This window comes from Streptomyces sp. 796.1 (genome assembly GCF_047525675.1).
Taxonomy (GTDB): Bacteria; Actinomycetota; Actinomycetes; order Streptomycetales; family Streptomycetaceae; genus Streptomyces.
The window spans coordinates 1-17144 of record NZ_JBLIWA010000053.1; the positions used below are offsets into that span (position 1 = coordinate 1).

General features: G+C 71.1%; 17 protein-coding genes. 10 read left to right on the forward strand and 7 right to left on the reverse strand.

What is annotated here, in order from left to right:
- Positions 1–76: 76 nt before the first annotated feature.
- The 5 genes from ACMA1D_RS28520 to ACMA1D_RS28540 all read right to left on the reverse strand — a co-directional run bounded on the left by ACMA1D_RS28520 (position 77) and on the right by ACMA1D_RS28540 (position 5446).
- Positions 77–994, reverse strand: coding sequence for a phytanoyl-CoA dioxygenase family protein (locus ACMA1D_RS28520; protein WP_414726873.1), 918 nt, complete (start codon positions 992–994; stop codon positions 77–79).
- Positions 995–1064: 70 nt separating this feature from the next.
- A complete protein-coding gene (hppD, locus tag ACMA1D_RS28525) occupies positions 1065–2129 on the reverse strand; it encodes a 4-hydroxyphenylpyruvate dioxygenase (RefSeq protein ID WP_414726874.1) in 1065 nt (354 codons plus the stop codon).
- 25 nt (positions 2130–2154) lie between these two features.
- Positions 2155–3420: a beta-ketoacyl-[acyl-carrier-protein] synthase family protein gene (locus ACMA1D_RS28530; protein WP_414726875.1), complete on the reverse strand. Its 1266-nt coding sequence runs from the start codon at positions 3418–3420 to the stop codon at positions 2155–2157.
- On the reverse strand, positions 3417–5063 hold the full coding sequence (locus ACMA1D_RS28535; protein ID WP_414726876.1) for an AMP-binding protein: 1647 nt from the start codon (positions 5061–5063) through the stop codon (positions 3417–3419). Before ACMA1D_RS28535 ends, ACMA1D_RS28530 begins: the two co-directional genes overlap by 4 nt.
- Before the next feature lie 119 nt (positions 5064–5182).
- Entirely contained in the window at positions 5183–5446 is a 264-nt protein-coding gene (locus ACMA1D_RS28540) for an acyl carrier protein (RefSeq protein ID WP_349993639.1), read from the reverse strand.
- Positions 5447–5464: 18 nt separating this feature from the next.
- On the opposite strand from ACMA1D_RS28540, the gene ACMA1D_RS28545 reads away from it, so the two are divergent.
- A complete protein-coding gene (locus ACMA1D_RS28545; RefSeq protein ID WP_414726877.1) occupies positions 5465–6124 on the forward strand; it encodes a 4'-phosphopantetheinyl transferase family protein in 660 nt (219 codons plus the stop codon).
- 3 nt (positions 6125–6127) lie between these two features.
- Here the strand turns inward: ACMA1D_RS28545 and ACMA1D_RS28550 are convergent, their stop codons facing one another.
- The gene (locus ACMA1D_RS28550; protein WP_414726878.1) at positions 6128–7483 is read right to left on the reverse strand and encodes a class I adenylate-forming enzyme family protein; all 1356 of its coding nucleotides are present in this window, start codon (positions 7481–7483) and stop codon (positions 6128–6130) included.
- 342 nt (positions 7484–7825) lie between these two features.
- Entirely contained in the window at positions 7826–8923 is a 1098-nt protein-coding gene (locus ACMA1D_RS28555; protein WP_414726879.1) for an alpha-hydroxy acid oxidase, read from the reverse strand.
- A 153-nt stretch (positions 8924–9076) separates the two neighbouring features.
- On the opposite strand from ACMA1D_RS28555, the gene ACMA1D_RS28560 reads away from it, so the two are divergent.
- The 9 genes from ACMA1D_RS28560 (at position 9077) to ACMA1D_RS28600 (ending at position 17084) form a co-directional block, all read left to right on the forward strand.
- Positions 9077–9721, forward strand: a complete 645-nt coding sequence (locus tag ACMA1D_RS28560; RefSeq protein WP_414726880.1) for a TetR/AcrR family transcriptional regulator — start codon at positions 9077–9079, stop codon at positions 9719–9721.
- A 297-nt stretch (positions 9722–10018) separates the two neighbouring features.
- Positions 10019–10969 carry an alpha/beta hydrolase gene (locus tag ACMA1D_RS28565; protein WP_414726881.1) on the forward strand — a complete coding sequence of 317 codons (951 nt, stop codon included), beginning with the start codon at positions 10019–10021 and terminating at the stop codon, positions 10967–10969.
- A gap of 4 nt (positions 10970–10973) precedes the next feature.
- Positions 10974–12314: a PLP-dependent aminotransferase family protein gene (locus ACMA1D_RS28570; protein WP_414726882.1), complete on the forward strand. Its 1341-nt coding sequence runs from the start codon at positions 10974–10976 to the stop codon at positions 12312–12314.
- 364 nt (positions 12315–12678) lie between these two features.
- The gene (locus ACMA1D_RS28575; RefSeq protein ID WP_414726883.1) at positions 12679–13281 is read left to right on the forward strand and encodes a TIGR03086 family metal-binding protein; all 603 of its coding nucleotides are present in this window, start codon (positions 12679–12681) and stop codon (positions 13279–13281) included.
- Between the two features lie 61 nt (positions 13282–13342).
- Positions 13343–13603, forward strand: coding sequence for a hypothetical protein (locus ACMA1D_RS28580; RefSeq protein ID WP_414726884.1), 261 nt, complete (start codon positions 13343–13345; stop codon positions 13601–13603).
- A 17-nt stretch (positions 13604–13620) separates the two neighbouring features.
- On the forward strand, positions 13621–14595 hold the full coding sequence (locus ACMA1D_RS28585; RefSeq protein WP_414726885.1) for a hypothetical protein: 975 nt from the start codon (positions 13621–13623) through the stop codon (positions 14593–14595).
- Positions 14585–14920: a holo-ACP synthase gene (locus ACMA1D_RS28590; RefSeq protein ID WP_349996380.1), complete on the forward strand. Its 336-nt coding sequence runs from the start codon at positions 14585–14587 to the stop codon at positions 14918–14920. Before ACMA1D_RS28585 ends, ACMA1D_RS28590 begins: the two co-directional genes overlap by 11 nt.
- Positions 14920–15552: a thioesterase family protein gene (locus ACMA1D_RS28595; RefSeq protein ID WP_414726886.1), complete on the forward strand. Its 633-nt coding sequence runs from the start codon at positions 14920–14922 to the stop codon at positions 15550–15552. The genes ACMA1D_RS28590 and ACMA1D_RS28595 overlap by 1 nt, the downstream gene beginning before the upstream one ends.
- Entirely contained in the window at positions 15549–17084 is a 1536-nt protein-coding gene (locus tag ACMA1D_RS28600) for an AMP-binding protein (protein ID WP_414726887.1), read from the forward strand. Before ACMA1D_RS28595 ends, ACMA1D_RS28600 begins: the two co-directional genes overlap by 4 nt.
- The last annotated feature ends 60 nt before the right edge of the window (positions 17085–17144 follow it).

Here is a 17144-nt window from a genome sequence, read left to right on the forward strand (position 1 = left end):
CCCGCCGGGGTGTGCTGCGGTGGCGCCACCGGGCGCCGAACCGGGCCGGCCGAAGCAGGGGCCCGGGGTGGTGCGGTCAGCTCGTGCTCCACAGCACCGGCAGGAACTCCGGGTCGGTGTAGTCGGGCGTGCCGTCGGCGTTCTTGCGCACGACCACGTCGTGGTTGTACGAGACCTTGGTGCCGTCGGTGCGGAAGAACTCGCGGTAGCGGTTGCCCCCGTCCTGGAGGTGCAGGGAGATGGCGCGCCGCGGCCGGTCGCTGACGTTCGCACCGCTGCCGTGGTAGGTGCGGCAGTGGTGGAAGTTGACGTGCCCCCGGGGGATGTGGATCGGAATCTTGCGCACCTCGACGCCGTTGTACCGGGCGTTCTGCTCCAGCATCTCGTCCAACTCGCTGCGGTCCCGCTCGGCGAAGTGCAGCGAGGTCGCGTCGTTGGCGGCGGTCTCCTTCCAGCGGTGGCTGCCGTCGACCATGGTGATGGTGCCCATTTCCTCGCCACAGTCGTGGAAGGGGATGAAGGCGGTCAGCATCCGCTCGGAGGTGGAGGTGGCCCAGTAGTGCCGGTCGAAGTGCCAGGGCACCAGGTTCGACGGCTCGCCGGCGACCGGCGGCTTGTAGATCAAGGTGGACTGGAAGACGCGGATGACGTCGGCCTCGGCGAGCCTGGCGGCCACCGCACCGAGCAGCGGCTTGCGCAGGATGCGGCCGATCGTGTCGTCCTCGTAGTGGATGTAGTCGTTGTGCCGTTGCACATCGCCCTTGGCCGGCTCCCAGTAGGCGAGCTTGGGCGGGCGGACGGGCAGCGTACGGTCGCGCTGGCCGCCGTAGAAGCGCTCGCTGGACTTCTCCAGGAGCTCCGTCTCCTCGTCGGTGAAGATCTTCTTCGACAGGTACCAGCCGTGCTCGGCGTAGAAGGCGACGTCCTCGTCCGACGGCAGCAGTTCGCGCTCCGCGTCGGTCAGGGTGAACGCGGCTGAGTCTTGAACGGTCACGGTGTTTCCTTAGGTACGACGGTGCAGGTGCGTGGGGAGGGTGGGGCCGGGGCGTACGGGCGCGGCCGGCTCAGGCCGTCGTCTCGTCCCTGGCCACCGCCTCGTAGAGGGCCTTGATGTTGCCGCTGCCGAAGGTGCGGGCGCCGTGCCGGTCGATGACCTCCCAGAAGAAGGTCTTCCGCACGTGCGGGGACTGGGTGAAGAGCTGGAAGACCTGGCCCCAGTGGTCCTGGTCGACCAGCACGTTGGTCCGCCGCAGGTCGGCCACCCGCAACTCCGGCTCGCCCAGGCGCGCGGTGAGCTCGTCGTAGTACGCGTCGGGGGTGTTCAGGAACTTCACACCGCGGGCCTCCAAGGCCGGCACGGTGGCCACGATGTCGTCGGTGAGCAGCGCCAGGTGCTGGACGCCGGCGCCGCCGTGGCTGGCCAGAAAGGTGTCGATCTGCCCGGGGCGGCGACCGGTCACCGGCTCGATCAGGGTGAAGGTCACGTGGCCCGACGGGCTCTGCACCACCTTGGAGTCCATGGCCTGCTCGCCGACCTCGATGAACTCCTCGAAGATCTGCCGGAAGCCGAAGACCCGCTCGTAGAACTCGACGGTGGGGCGCAGTTGGCCGGCCGGCACGCAGATCGCGGCGTGGTCCACGGTGCTCAGCAGCGGCTGGTCCGGGGCCGGTTCGACGTCGGTGACGTCCATCGTGCCGGGCAGGAAGTCGGCCCGGTCCCCGGTGCGTTGGACGAACCGGTGCGCCACGTCCCCGAAGCCGAGCACGGAGGCGGTGACGACCTCGTTCCCGCCCTGCCGGTGGGTGACGGGCTCTTCGACGACGATGGCCTTGCGCTCGACGGCGGTGGCGAACGCCTCGGCCGTGTCGCTCACCTCGAAGGCGATGTTGGCCACCCCGTCGCCGTGCCGGGCCACGTACTCGGCCACGGGGTGCTTGGGGGTGAGTGCGGAGGTGAGGACGAGGGTGATGCCACCCTGGCGCAGCAGGAGCGAACGCTGGTCGGGCTGGCCCGTCTCGGGCCCCGCCTGGCCGCACACCCGGAAGCCGAACGCCGTGCAGAGGTAGAAGGCCGCCTGTTGTGCGTCACCGACGTAGAACTCGACGTGGTCGACAGCTCCGATATTCACGCGAATGTGCCCTTCTTGGTCGTCTCTACTGTTTCTTGCGCGTGCTTGCCGTACCGAGGAGCAGACTGACGTTGTGGCCGCCGAAGGCGAACGAGTTGGAGATGACGGCCTCGACCCGTTGCTGCCGCGCCTCGCCCCGGATGTGGTCGAGTTCGCAGCCCGGGCCCACCTCGTCCAGGTTGTGGGTGGGAGGCAGCGCGCCGCGGGTCAGGGCCATGGCACAGATCGCCGCCTCCACCGCCCCCGAACCACCCAGCAGGTGACCGGTCATCGACTTGGTGCTGCTGACCGCAGGCGCGTGGTCGCCGAAGACGGCGTGCACGGCCTTGGTCTCGGCGATGTCACCCAGCTTGGTCGCGGTGCCGTGCGCGTTGACGTACCCGATGTCGCTCGGGGCGAGCCCGGCGGTCGCCAGCGCCCTGCGCATGGCGTACGCCGCGCCCTCGCCGTCCGGCCGGGGAGCGGTGGGCCGGTACGCGTCGGTGGTCGCGCCCCAGCCCAGCAGGTCGGCGTAGCCGGCGGCGCCGCGCGCATCCGCGTGCTCGGCGCGCTCGACGACCAGCACGCCGGCGCCCTCGGCCAGCACGAACCCGTTGCGCCGGCGGTCGAAGGGGCGGCTGGCCTGCTCCGGGTCGTCCCAGCCGCTGGCCAGCGCCCTGGCGTGGGAGAACGCCAGTGCCGAGGTCGGGTTGAGGGGCGCCTCGGCGCCGCCGCAGATCACCACGTCGGCCTCGCCGTACCGGATCAGCCGGGCGGCCTCGGCCACCGCGTGCGCGCCGGCCGAGCAGGCGGTGGCGATGGCCGAACTCCAGCCGCGCGCACCGTGCTTGATGGCGATCCGGGCCGCGGCCATGTTGGGCAACATGCCGGGCAGCAGGTACGGGCTGACCGCGGTCGGGCCGCGCTCCGCCCTGGCCTGGGTCTGCTCCTCGTACGTGGTCAGCCCGCCGGCGCCGCTGGAGACGACCACGGCCACCCGGTGCGGGTCCACGTCGCGGCCGACCTCGATGCCGGCGTCTGCGAGCGCGTCATCGGCGGCGGCCATGGCCATCAGGACGTACCGGTCCACCAGCCGGCCCTCGCTGGGCGGCAGCACGTCGCGCGCCGAGATCTCCGGGGCGATGCCGGCCGAGCCCACGGTGCCGTCCAGGAGGTGCCCCGCCGGCGGCTTGCGCAGCCCCGACTTGCTGTGGCACACGGCCTCGAACAGGTCGGCCGCACCGCGGCCGAGCGGGGTGAAGGCGCCGAGACCGGTGACGACGGGCCGCGGCAGTGCCTGCTGGTCGCTCATGCCGACACCCCCGCACCCTCGGTCTGACCGAGCAGTTCGCCGTCGAGGAACCGCTGACGGAGCAGGAACTTGCGGACCTTGCCGGTCGCACCGAGCGGGATGCGGTCCTGGCTCACCACCACGACGCGCTCGACGGTGGCGGCCACGTGGGACTCCAACGCCGCCAGCACCTCGGCCGTGCGGTCGGCCTCCTGGTCCGCCTGCGGGTCGAGCATCAGCAGGACCGTCGTGGCGACCTTGCCCTCGCTCGGCACGGCGACCACCGTGCACTCCAGCACGTCGGCGCACTCCGCCAGGACGCGCTCCTCGCAGAGCATCGTGTAGAGCTTCTTGCCCTCGTCGAGGTCGACCGCGTCCACCGCCCGGTCGACGTGGTAGTAGTAGCCCTCTTCGTCCCGGAAGACGAGGTCGCCGGTGAGGAAGTAGCCGTCCCTGCGGGTGCGGTAGGTGGTGACCGAGTCGTTCCAGTAGCCGAGCGAGAGGGTCGGCGCGTTGATCGCGAGCTGCCCCACCTCGCCGGGGCCGAGCTTGGTGCCGTCGTCGTCCACGATCGCCACGTCGGAGAAGGCGTGCGGCTTGCCGATGCACCGCCCGTACCGGCTGGTGTCGGGGGTGTGGGTGATGAAGAACTGGGAGTGGCCCATCTCGGACGAGCCAAGGCCGTCCACGAAGAAGGAGCCGGGCTTGCGGACGCGGCCCTCGGAGGTGACGGCCTCCCGCATACCGGCGGCGACCAACTTGCGGATGTGCGCCTCGTGCGCACAGTCGCCGGTGTTCCACCAGGTGCGGATGGAGGACAGGTCGCGCTGCGAGAAGTCGGCGCCGGCCAGCTCCGACCAGGTGGTGGCGAAGCCGAGGACGCTCTGCGGCTGCCAGGACTCGATGGCGTCGAGCACCGGGCCACCGCTCTGCTGCGAGAGCAGTGCGAGTTGGGTGCGGTTGGTCAGCGCCAGGTTGACGGCGATCACGGTGGCCGCGTGCGCCGAAGGCAGCACGCCCAGCATCCGGGCCAGGCCCTGGCCCTTGGGCAGCAGCAGCCGGTGCCGGATGGCGGCGAACAGGCTGTGGTGCGAGTGGATGACGGCCTTGGGCAGTCCGGTGGTCCCCGACGAGTGGGTGATGACCACGGGTTCGCTGCCGTGGTGCCGGTAGGGCTGCGGCGCCGCCTCCGGGTCGCCGGCGCCGAGTTCGGCGGGGTCGGCGAGGACCGGCACCGCGCTGTCGACCGAGTCGAGGGCGTTGCGGTGCGGGGCGTCGACGATCACGCCGACCGGCCGCAGCCGCTTGATGTACTCGCCCGCCTGCTCGGCCGCGAGCCGGCCGTTGACGAGCGCGGGAATGGCACCGATGCGCACCAGCGCCAGATAGCTGAGCACCTGGTCGGCGGCGGCCGACACCCAGACGGCGACCGGGTCCCTGGGCCGTACGCCGAGCCCGTGCAGCGCGGCGGCCCTGGCGGCCACCCGCTGCCCCAGCTCGGCCAGCGAGTGGGCCTGCCACGCCGGGTGGCCGTCGACCTCGGTGTCGAAGGTCAGGGTGGGGGCATCGAGTTCGGTGCCCCGGTCAAGGAGTGTGGTCAGTACGTTGCCGACGCCCAACCGTTGGTCGGCCGCGAGCTCCGCGCGCTCGTTCTTCGGATTCATTGCCGGTGTCTTCGCTTTCTCGATCGGACGTGTCGCGTACGACCTGCTGCCGCTCCCGCCCGGCGCCGGTGGCGCCAGGGTCGGGAGAGCAGGCACGTCGGCTCAGCGGCGGTACGGACTCACTTGGCCGATGCGGTGGCGGAGGCCCGCTCGACGATCTCCTTGACCAGGCCGGAGACGGTCAGCAGGGCCACGGTCTCCATCTCGTCCTCTTCGAACTTCACGCCGTAGGTGTCCTCCACCTGGATGGCTATCTCGGCGACCGACAGCGACTCCAGGTCGAGACCGGAGGGGCCGAGCGGGGTGTCGCCGGTGACCTCGGTGACGTCGTAGTTCATGTTGTCCAGGGCCTCGATGATGAACTTCTCAACTTCGGCGGACATTTGGTTGACTCCCTCTTCATGGATGGGCACCCGGGGTCGGCCCCGGACACGGTGACGGTGCGGTGGTGCACGACGGACGGGGACGAGCGGCGCAAGGCACACGCCCTGCTGCTGCGGACCGCGGCGGAGTTGCTGCGGGTCCCGTCGTCCGAGATCTGGTTGGAGCACGAGCCCGGCGGTCGCCCCTGCCTCGGCGGGGCCGGGGCGGGGCTCTCGGTCAGCCTCGCTCATGCTCGTGGCACCCTGGCGGTCGCGCTGACCAGCAAGGTCCCGGTCGGTGTCGATGTGGAAGTGGTACGGGCGCTGCGCGCCGAAGCGCTGGCTCGGACGTGGCTGCACCCCGCTGAGGCGGAGTGGGTCAGCGCTCTGACCGAACCGGAACGAGCAGCGGCCTTCCTGTGGTTGTGGACGCAGAAAGAGTCGGTGGGCAAGGCGCTGGGCCAGGGCTTGCGGCGCGGCGGCATGAGCCGTCGGATGCCGCTGGCCCAGCAGTGGCCGCCCGGCACGGCGTTGGTGCCGCGCCCGTTGCCGGGCGCGGAACACCTCGTGTCGTCAGCCGTCTTGCTGGGTGGCGGACGCTACGTCCTCGGGTTGGCGCTCCAGGGTGGCTCGCCCGACGGTGCGGTGGGTGACCACCCCGTCCAGGTGCGCCGCGTCGATCCCGACGCGGTCACCTGACCCTTAGACGGCGGCTGCCGAACGCACCGCGGCGCGCAGCACCTCGGCGTTGCGCACCGGCTTACCGGTCGCGGTGCGCGGCAGTTCGGGCAGGTGGTGCAGGGTGCGGGGCCGCTTGTACGGGGCGAGGCGGGCCGCCAGGGAGTCGGCCAGGGTGTCGAAGGCGCTCTGTTCCCTGACCGTGACGAAGGCTTCGATGCCGGTGCCGTGGACGACCACCGCTTCGGTGACGCCGGGCACCGCCGAGATGGACGCCTCCACCTCGGAGAGGTCCACCTTCAACCCGCCGATGGACACCTGGGAGTCGAGCCTGCCGTGCACCGTGAGCAACCCCGTCGCCTCGTCGAGCGTGCCGGCGTCCTTGGTGCGCAGCCAGCCGTCCACGTAGCGGGTGCCGTCGGTCTGGCCCACGTACGGGTCGGCCGGCAGGCCGAGGAGGATCTGGCCGTCCTCCACCCGTACGGGCATGTTGTGGGTGGGAGCCAGGGCCGGGCGGGTGGCGCCGGTCAGGTCGGTCGCGATGACGCCGGCTTCGGTCATGCCGTACATGACTCCGAGCTCGGCGCCGTACCGGGTGGTGAAGCGCTCCCTGACGTCCTCCTTGACGAGCTCGCCACCCACGATCATGCGGCGCAACTGCGGGAGTTTCGGGGGTGCTTGGGCCGCCGAGAGCACGGCCGTCTGGGAGGGGACGCCGAGGATGACGGTCGGCCCGTCGTCCGCCGCCACCGCCTTGAGGATGCCGTCGACGGTCTGCATCCGCGGTAGGTACACCTGGGACTTCGCGGCCAGCCCGTGGAGCAACCCACCGACCAACCCGAGCACGTGGATGATCGAGGCCAGCACCACGCGGCGCTCGCCGCCGCCGGGGAAACCGTCGAGTCGGTCGTAGCGGTCGAGCTCCGTCAGCAGGCTGTCGACCGAGCGGCCGATCACCTTCGACGGGCCGGTCGAGCCCGAGCTCAACTGGAGCAGTGCGTGCGGCGTGCCGGCGGGCCGGCCGCCGGGCACGGGGGTGATGCGGGTCGTCACGTCGAAGTAGCCGCGCAGTCGGCCGGTGACGTCCTCGGTCGGCTCGACCACCAACTGGGGTGCCAGCCGGGTCAGCGCCTCGTCGACCTCGAACCGCGTCAACCGGTAGTCCAGCAGGGCCACTTGGGCTCCGGTGCGCCAGCCGGCGAGCATGGCGACCACGCAGCCGAGCGAGGGAGGCACGCGCACGGCCAGTGAGCCGCCCGCGGCCAGTCCGGCGTCCCGCATTCGCTCCTGCTCGTGTGCGACGAGTTGACGAAGCTGGGCGCGGCTCACCGGACCGCCGATGTGGAGGGCGATGTCTTCGCCCTTCCCTCCGAGTAACACCTCGTCGACCCAGGATCCGTCACCGCATATAGACCGTTTGGGCGGCGTTGCGCCAGCTTCCCCCACCGGAATCTCTCCCTGTCGCAGATTTTGAACCATCCGAATACCACGGGGCAGCACTGTCCTTCGGCGATTTCGGATTGTGTGCGTCACCATGTCCCCACCCGGCGACATGTGCATCGTTGCGCACTACTTTTGAGTAATCAAGTGAAGTTTGCTGTGAAGTCCTATGAACCAATGTGTCATTGGGGTTCCATTGGCGCTTAGGGGCAGCCCAAATCACCTTTTCAAGCAAGGCAATAAAAAGAGAGTGGAGGTGTGGGTTCCTCTTGTGTTTCTGGATCAGTGACGGGTAATGCCGGCGGCGCTGAAATGCTGGACTTCGGGTACGCCCATCAGCGCCATGACCTCTTCGAACTCGCTGATGAGAGTGGTGAGTACGGCCGTTGCCCCGGCACTGCCCGAATGGGCGAGGCCCCAGAGGACCGGTCGGCCGACAAAGACCGCGTCGGCCCCGAGGCAGAGCGCCTTTGCGATATCGGCGCCGTGCCTGATGGCTCCGTCCAGGATGAGCTGACAGCTTCCGCCGACGGCTTGGGCGATCTCCGGCATGACGTCGGCGGCCGGGGTTGCAAAATCGAGTTGCCGGCCGCCGTGATTGGAGACGACCAGGGCGTCGATGCCGCATTCAACGGCGAGCTCGGCGTCCTCCGGAGTGAGGATGCCCTTCAGTACGAGGGGTAGTTCGGTCTGTTCGCGAAGCCAGCTTAGGTCCGCCCAGGTAATGGAGGAGTCAAACTGCTCCTTGGAATGCCGCGCGATGGCGGATTCACCGGAAGTGCTGCCGTGCGCCGAGGCCATCACGGAGGTGTCGATATTCACCGCACGGATTCCGTCCGGCACCGCGAAGCCATTGCGCGCGTCGCGGGGCCTGTGGGCGACGCGCGGTGCGTCCACCGTGAGGACCAGGGCGCGGTACCCGGCGGCCTCCGCACGCTTGATCAGTTCCAGCATCGGGCCGCGCTGCTTGAGCCAGTAGAGCTGGAGCCACAGCGGTCCGGTGGCCGCGGCGGCGATGTCCTCCAGGGTGCAACTGGCGAACATGCTGACCGTCAGCAGTGCCCCTGCCTCGCCGGCTGCGCGGGCACTCGCCAACTCCCCGTCTGGGTGCGCAAGTTGATGATAGGCCATGGGTGCGACACCGAGGGGGGCGGCCAGCGGGGCGCCGAGCAGCTCCGTCCTGGGGTGACACGTCGAGACGTCGACCAGAAACCTCGGCCGCAACCTGATCCGGTCGAGCGCCTCGCGGCTGGTCGAGAGCATGGATTCGGTCCCGCTGCCGCCGGCCAGGAAGTCCCACACGGGGCGGGGCAGTCGTTCCCTGGCCGCGGTCTCGTAGTCGTAGAGCGTCAACCCCACCGGTGCATCCCCCGTCGTCACTCGCCGAGCGTGCTTCGACCTGTACGCCAACTAACCGCACGGGCGTACACTAACCGAACTCTCCCACATGTCCGCACGGTCGTCCACTTAGTCGAATGGGCGGCCAGCTCGATGAGTCGGAAACCCGGATGGGAGGCATCGAGGAGGTGTCGCTTGACCACGACGCGCATGGACGGACGGATCGAACGCGGTAACCAGACCCGGCGGTTGATCCTCCAACGAGCCGTCAGCATCGCATCGGTCGAAGGGTTGGAGGGCCTGTCGCTGGGGCGTCTGGCCAGCGAACTCCAGCTCAGCAAGAGCGGGGTGTTCGCCCTGTTCGGCTCGAAGGTCGAGCTCCAGCTCGCCACCGTACGCACCGCCATCACAATCTACATTGAGCACGTGGTGCGACCCGCCCGGGAGTTGCCGGCAGGAATAGGCCAGGTCTGGCGCCTGTGCGCCAACTGGCTGACCTACTCGGAGCAACGTGTCTTCCCGGGAGGTTGCTTCTTCTACTCGGTCACCGCCGAGTACGACGCGCGGGAGGGGCGGGTGCACGACGCGGTGACCAAGGCCCACGGCAACTGGTTCGCCCTCGTGGAACAGACCATCAACGAGGCGCGGGAAGCGGGGGAGGTGCGCGAGGACACCGACGTACCGCAGCTCGCCTTCGAACTCATCGCCATGCTGGAGACGGCCAACGCCGAGTCCGTGCTGCACGACAACTTCACCTGCTACCAGAAGGCGACCAACGGCGTCCGCAACCGCCTGCGCAGCGTGGCCACCCAGCCGGCGCTGCTGACCGACTTCGCCTGACGCACCGCCCCGCCCGCCGGCCCCTCGCTTCCCGCCCGCCGGCTACTCATTTCCCGCCCGCCGCCCACGCGTAGCCCATCGAGCCCGCACGCGCATCCCGCCGCGTCCCACGCACCGCCCGCCACCGGCTGTCATCGCACGACACGCCAGACGCGGCTCGACACCGCCGGACACCGCCCGGCACAACCGGAAACGGCCCGACGCAGTCCGACACCGCCCGACACACCCCGAAGCAGTCCGACACAGCCTTGCCACGCCCGCCGCGCCAAGTGGCGCGGCCACGACACGGAGAGAACCATGCCGCTCGATCCCCAGATGCAGGCCCTGTACGACCGACGGGCACAGCAGGAGGTCCGCCCGCTCTACACGATGACCCTCGCCGAGGCCCGGGCCGCCGACCTGGCCGCCATCCAGGCGGACGCCGGCACCCCCGAGCCGGTCGCCGAGGTGCACGAGGAGCAGTTCGCCGGGCCCGGCGGCCCGCTGCCGGTGCGCGTCTACCGGCCGGCGGGCGAGGGGCCGCTGCCGGTACTCGTCTACTTCTTCGGCGGTGGCTGGACACTCGGTTCGCTGGACACCGGCGACGCCATCTGTCGTAGCCTGGCCAACGCCGCAGGGTGTCTCACCATCGCGGTCGGCTACCGGCTGGCCCCCGAGAACCCCTTCCCCGCAGCGCCCCAGGACTGCTTCGCGGGCGTGCAGTGGGCCGCCGAACACGCCGCCCGCTTCGGCGGAGACCCGAGCAGGCTGGCGGTCGGTGGCGACAGCGCCGGCGGCAACCTGGCCGCCGCCGTCAGCCTGATGGCCCGCGACGCCGGCGGCCCCGGCCTGCTGGCCCAACTCCTCGTCTACCCCAACACCGACTGCCTGGCCGACACCCCCTCCCGCCGCGAGAACACCGACCCGCTGCTCTTCAACGACAAGTCGGTGCAGTGGTACTGGGACAACTACCTGACCGATCCCGACGACGGCCGCCACCCGCTGGCCTCCCCGCTCCGCGCCCCCGACCACTCCGGCCTGCCGCCCGCGCTGGTGCTCACCGCCGAGTACGACCCACTGCGCGACGAGGGCGAGGCGTACGCCGCCCGGCTGCGGGAGAGCGGGGTGCCGGCCGAGTCGGTTCGCTACCCCGGCGTCGCCCACGGCTTCTTCGCCATGGCCGGCTCCCTCGACGCGGGCCGCTCCGCCATCGAGCGCGCCGCGAACTACCTGCGCACCTCCCTTGCCGCCACCGCACCGAAGGGTTGACCCCATGGCCGAGACCCCCGCGCCCGCCGCCGGAGCCCGTCCGCTCGACCTCGACGACCTGCACGCCTCGCTCACCGACCCGCTGCTGGACGCGATGAACTTCCTCAACGAGGTCGTCGCCCGCTTCCCCGACGCGCTCTCCTTCGCCCCCGGCCGGCCGGACGAGGGCACCTTCGAGACCGAGGACCTCACCCGCCACCTGCGCACCTACACCGACTACCTGGAGCACGACCTCGGCTGGTCGCGGGAGAGGGTGCGCACCCAGCTCTTCCAGTACGGCCGCACCAACGGCGTCATCCACGAGCTGATCGCCCGCACCCTCGCCAACGACGAGCAGATCACGGTGAGTCCGGAGTCGGTGGTGGTGACCACCGGCTGCCAGGAGGCGATGCTGATCACCCTGCGCGCCCTGTTCGCCCGCCCGGAAGACACCCTGCTGGTCAGCTCGCCCTGCTACGTGGGTGTGACGGGCGCGGCCCGGCTGCTGGACATCGCGATGTGCCCGGTGCCCGAGGGCCCGCACGGGCCGGACGCCGCCGAGGTGCTGGCAGCCGTGCGCCGCACCCGGGAGGCGGGCGGCCGGCCGCGCGCCCTGTACGTGGTCCCGGACTTCGCCAACCCCTCCGGCGCGAGCATGACCGTCGAGGCCCGCGAGCGGCTGCTCGCCCTCGCGTCCGAAGAGGACCTGCTGATCCTGGAGGACGACCCGTACGGCTTCTTCGTACGGACCGGGACCGCGCGGCCCACCCTCAAGGCACTGGACCGCGAACGCCGGGTGCTGCACCTCGGCTCGTTCGCGAAGACGGCGCTGCCCGGCGCGCGGGTCGGCTACGTCATCGCCGACCAGGAAGTCGTCGGCCCCTCCGGGCGACGCACCCTGCTGGCCGATGAGCTGTCCAAGATCAAGAGCATGACGACGGTCAACACCTCGGCCATCAGCCAGGCGGTGATCGGTGGGTTGCTGGTGGGCTGCGACTGCCGGCTGCGCGACGCCAACGCGGCGGCCATCGCCCACTACCGCACCACGCTGAACACCGTCATCGAGGAGTTGGAGCGGCACTTCCCCGAGGAGCGCCGCCGTGCCCTGGGCGTCCGGTGGAACGAGCCGACCGGCGGCTTCTTCCTCGTCGTCGACGTGCCCTTCGTCGCGGACGTGAAGGCGCTGGAGCGGTCGGCGCGCCACTTCGGCGTGTTGTGGACGCCGATGTCGGACTTCTTCCTCGACGGCGGCGGCGAGCACCAACTGCGCCTGTCGTGCAGCTCGTTGAAGCCCCCGCAGATCGTCGAAGGGGTGGCCAGGCTGGCCCGCTTCATCGAGGCGCAGATCGCGGAGGCGGACGCCTAGCGGCCCGGCCGCGCCACGTCCGCGGCCCGCCGAACGGTCCACCAGGCACGGGGTGGGCGGCCGGAACCGGGGGAGTGCGCCCCCCGCCCGTCCCGGCCGCCCATCCCGTGTTCGCCCTGCCCGCCGGGTGATGGCCCATCGCCGCAGGTCAACCCTTGTGTGGCCGGAGGCGGTACGGGGCCGGTGCAGCCGAGTGACGGTCGCGCCGGCCGGCCCCGCGGTATGCCTGCGGGTCATCGGCGCCGGGCCCCGCGCCGCCGCACAGCCGCCGGCCGCGGCCGGTTCGAGACCCTCGCTCACACCCATTAACTAAACGTACGGTCGTGCTATTGTCTCCCCGGTAGCCGTTACCGAAGGGGGCCGTATGGATTTCCGTAAGCTCGACCGGACGGCTGTCCTGGAGACCGTGCGCCTGCTGGGACTGGCCGGTGCGCACGACTGGGACCGGCCCACCCCGTGCGCCGGATGGACGCTGCGCGATCTGGTCGCCCACATGGCCGGCCAGCACCACGGCTTCGCGGCGGCGGCCACCGGCGGCGGCGCCGACCTCGCCGTCTGGCACCCCACCGACCTCGGCGCCGACCCCCAGGCGGCGTACGGCGTCGCGGCCGACGCGGTGCTCGACGCCTTCGCCAGGCCCGGAGTGCTGCACACCGAGTTCGACCTGCCCGAGATCAGCACCAGCCGGCGCTTCCCGGCGTCGATCGCCATCAGCTTCCACCTCCTGGACTACGTCGTGCACGGCTGGGACGTGGCCAAGACGCTCGGCGTGCCACTGGAGTTGGACCAGGAGGTCGTGGAGACCGCGAGCGCCATCGCCCTGCGGGTGCCGGACGATGAGCGACGCCTTGGCCCCGACGCGCTCTTCCAGCCGGCCCTGCCCGCCCGCAGCGGCGCACCCGCACTCGACCTCGTCCTGACGTCGCTCGGCAGGTCACCGCAGTGGTCCGTCCAGGCGGCCCGCTGACCGTCGACCGGCACGCCGGCGCCCCCCACAGCCCAGCCGCACCGACCCACAGGGAGACACCTTGCTCGCCGAACTCCGCAGCCACGTCGCGCAACGCCTGAGCCTGTCGCAGGAGGAGGTGTTCGCCGGGCAGCCGCTCGCCGACGTCCTGGCCGCATCGCCCACCGCGATCAACTCCATCGACCTGCTGGACGCGTTCGCGGGGGCGCTGGCCGACATCGGCATCGAAGACGACGTCGAACTGCCCACGATGACCCTGGACCACACCGCCGAAGAGGTTGTTGCGGCCCTCGGCAAGCAGCTCGCCCCCACCTCCTCCTGACCCGGAAGGCGTGACCGATGCTGATCATGACCGACATCGTCAAGGAGCTCCGCGCCGGAGCCACCATCACCGACGTGCTCCGCGTCCAGCAGAGCTACCACGAGCAGCGCCGCTGGGGCACCGACTCGCTCTTCGACGGCCGCAAGTTGACCACCCCGGCACCCGGTGACAAGGCCGCCCTGTGGCACGCCTCGCGCGCCGAACTCACCACCCAGCCCGCCGGCATCCGGCTCGCCGTCGACGGCGTCAAGCTCGCCGGCGAGATCCGCGAGTCCAACCCGCTCGGCGCCGACGTGCTGCACGTGGCCGCCGCCTGGTCGGCCCGCTACTGGCTGGAGGAGGAGGCCCACCACGAGGTCGCCTTCGGCCGGCTGATGGAGATGGCGGGCATCGACCCCATCGCCGAGGACGAGGTCATCGAGCACCGCGGGGCCTTCCCCACCGACAACTACGCCCGGGTGTGCATCCTCCAGGCGTGCGTGGAGATCGAAGCCTGCGTCTCGTACGGCTGGCAGTCCCGCACCACCAAGGACGGCCTGGTCCGCGACGTCTTCCACACGATCATGAAGGACGAGGTGCAGCACCGGCAGTACTTCGCCTCCTTCGCCAAGGCGCTCGTGGAGTCCGGCGTGTACCCCATCAAGGACGTGCTCTCGATGGCGTACACCTGGATCCGCCCCGACGGCGGCGAGACCTTCGGCTCCACCCGCGAGGCACAGACCGACCGCCAGGGGTTCGTCAACTGGTGGGAGCGGACCCGGAACACCGGTGAGGAGTTCGGGCTCGGCGCGGAGGCGCTGCACGCCGGCGCCGTGCACGCGCAGAAGCTGGCCAGCGTACTGGCCCTGGTGCGGGAAGTGACCGGCATTCAGACCCGATCGTATGAGGACCTCAAGCGTGCCTACTTCGCCAGCCTCCGCACGAACGATGTCGACCGGATTCGATCTGCAGTCCGTAACGGAGCTGCGCGAGAGACCGCGCTTGCGCAATAGCGGTGCGGTGTTCAGCCCCGGCGAGCGCGCACACTGCTTCTCCCGGCCCGACCCGGACGCCTCACTGACCGGGCTGCTCTCGGCCAAGGAGGCGTTCGTCAAGGCCGCCAGCGCCATGGGCGGCGCCCCCGACTACTCCTTCCGCGACATCGAGGTGGTCCACGGCACCGCGGGGCAGCCCAGGGTGAGGCTGCACAAGGAACTCGCCCGCTGGTGCCAGGAGCGCAACATCGACGTCGAGGTGTCCATCAGCCACACCGGCGGCATGGCCGGAGCGGTCGTCGTACTCCTGGCTCAGCCGACGGAAAGCGGAGGGCAACCCTGATGAACGCCGGCGTACCGCTGGAGCAACCACACACCTGTGAAGTCACCCTGCGCGCCAACGACTTCGACTGGGCCGGGCACCTCAACAACAGCGTCTACGTCCAACTCCTGGAGTCCGGACGCTGGGAGTGGGGGCTGGCCTGCGGTGTCGACCTGCGCGACAGCACCCTGGTCGCCGTGGTGCTCCAACTCCACCTCGACTACCTGCGCCCGGTCGAGTGGAATCCGGTGGGCCGGCTCCGGGTGCGCACCTCGCTCGCCGAGCGTTCGGCGTACAGCTTCACGCTGGCGCAGGACGTCGAGCGGCTCGACGGCACGGTGGTGGCCAGCGGGCGGGTGCGCCTCGGTCTTGTGGACCGGGACACCCAACGCATCCACCGGGCCGACCTGGAAGCCATGCTCGGCACACCGGGCGCCCCGGCCACTCCCTCACCCAGGGCCCGTACGGCCCCACCCACGCACACCCCCGGCGAGCCACCCGCCGTCACACCCACAGCCACCACCGGGGGTGGCCCGGCCCACCCCCGTACGACCGACGCCGCGGCTGCTCCGGCCGGCCCCGCACCCGTCCCCCCTGCAGCCGAGGCAACCCCGGAAGCCGCCGCTCCCCTCACCCCGGAGGGCGTCGGATGAGCGCGAACACCCTGCCGGAGGCCCTCGCGGCCCAGTCCCACCGCACCGACGGGGGCGTCACCTTCGGGTCGTCGGCCCAGCGGGAGCGGCTGACGTACGCGGAGTTGACCGAGCAGATCGCGCTGGCCGCCGGCGGCTTCGCCGACCAGGGGGTGCGGCCGGGCGACCGGGTGATGCTGCGCATCGGCAGCTCCCGAGAAGGGCTGCTGGTCCTGCTCGGTCTGATGCACCTGGGCGCGGTGCCCGTCTCCGTCAAGCCCCGCGTCCCGGGCGTCGCCATCGACCACTACTTCGCCGAGGTGGTCCGCCAACAACAGGTGCGCCACGCCTTCGAGATCGCCGGCCACGGCCTGCGTGGCCTGCGCCTGGTGACCGCTGCGGGCACTGCGCCGCCGCCGGCCGCGGCGAGCCGCGAGGACGTCGCGTTCATCCAGTACACCAGCGGCTCCACCGGTATGCCGCGCCCCATCCCGCTCAGCCACCGGGCCGTCCTCGGCAACGTCGCAGCCATCGGCGCCGTCTCCCAGATGGCCCCGGGCCACGGCGGTCTCATCGCCCTGCCGCTCCACCACGACATGGGCCTGATCGGCGTGCTCACCTCGCTCATCCACGGCATCGACCTGGTGATCGTCGAACCGGGCCAGTTCCTGCGCCGCCCGTTGGCCGCGCTGGAGTTGATACGCGACGCCGAGCGCGCGCACAGCGCCTTCCCCGACTTCATGCTGCGATACGTGGCGCGGCGCATCACCGAGGCGACCCGGCGCACCGGCCCCGACCCCCGGCTGTTCGCCGCCTGGTCCACCGTGTTCTGCGGGGCGGAACCGATCAGGGAGGCGTCCGTACGCAGCTTCCTGGACGCCGCCGCCCCCTGGGGCTTCGACCCGACGGCCCTGGTGTTCTGCTACGGCCTCGCCGAGGCCGCCCTGCTGGCCACCTCGCACCGCTACGTCGACCCCGCCACCAGCTTCCACGCGGACGGCCCCGCCACGACGGCCCGGCTCGGCACCCCCGTACCCGGTCTCGGGCTGCGCGTCGTGGACGAGGGCGGACTGGTCTGCCCCGAGGGGCTGACGGGATCCGTGCAACTGCGCGGCGACACGCTCTTCGACGGTTACGACGGCGCCACCGACCACCGGGTCACCTGGTTCGACACCGGGGACCTGGGGTGCCTGCGGGAGGGGGAGCTGTATCTGAACGGCCGCCGCGGCGACCGGGTCTTCGTGGGCGGGGTGAACGTGTTCGTCGCCGACGTGGAGCAGGTGGTGGCGGCCGAACCCGGGGTCGCGGAGTGCGTCACCCTGCCGCACGGCGCGTCCTTCGCCGTCTTCGTCGTGCCCGAGCGGGGCACGCGCCCCGACGTCCAGCGGATCGCGGCCCGGGTCGCCACCGACTTCGCCGCCGCCCCGGAAACCGTCATGGAGGTCTCGCACAGCGCCATCGCCCGCACCGCGAGCGGCAAGCCCGCCCGCGGCCACATGGCGGCACAACTGGAGCGGGGCATCCTGCCGCGCCCCACCAAGACCTCACTCTGAGCACGCGGTTCAGCGATCGGGCCGCCTGCCGCGGGGCTCGGCGGGGCGGTCTGCCACCGG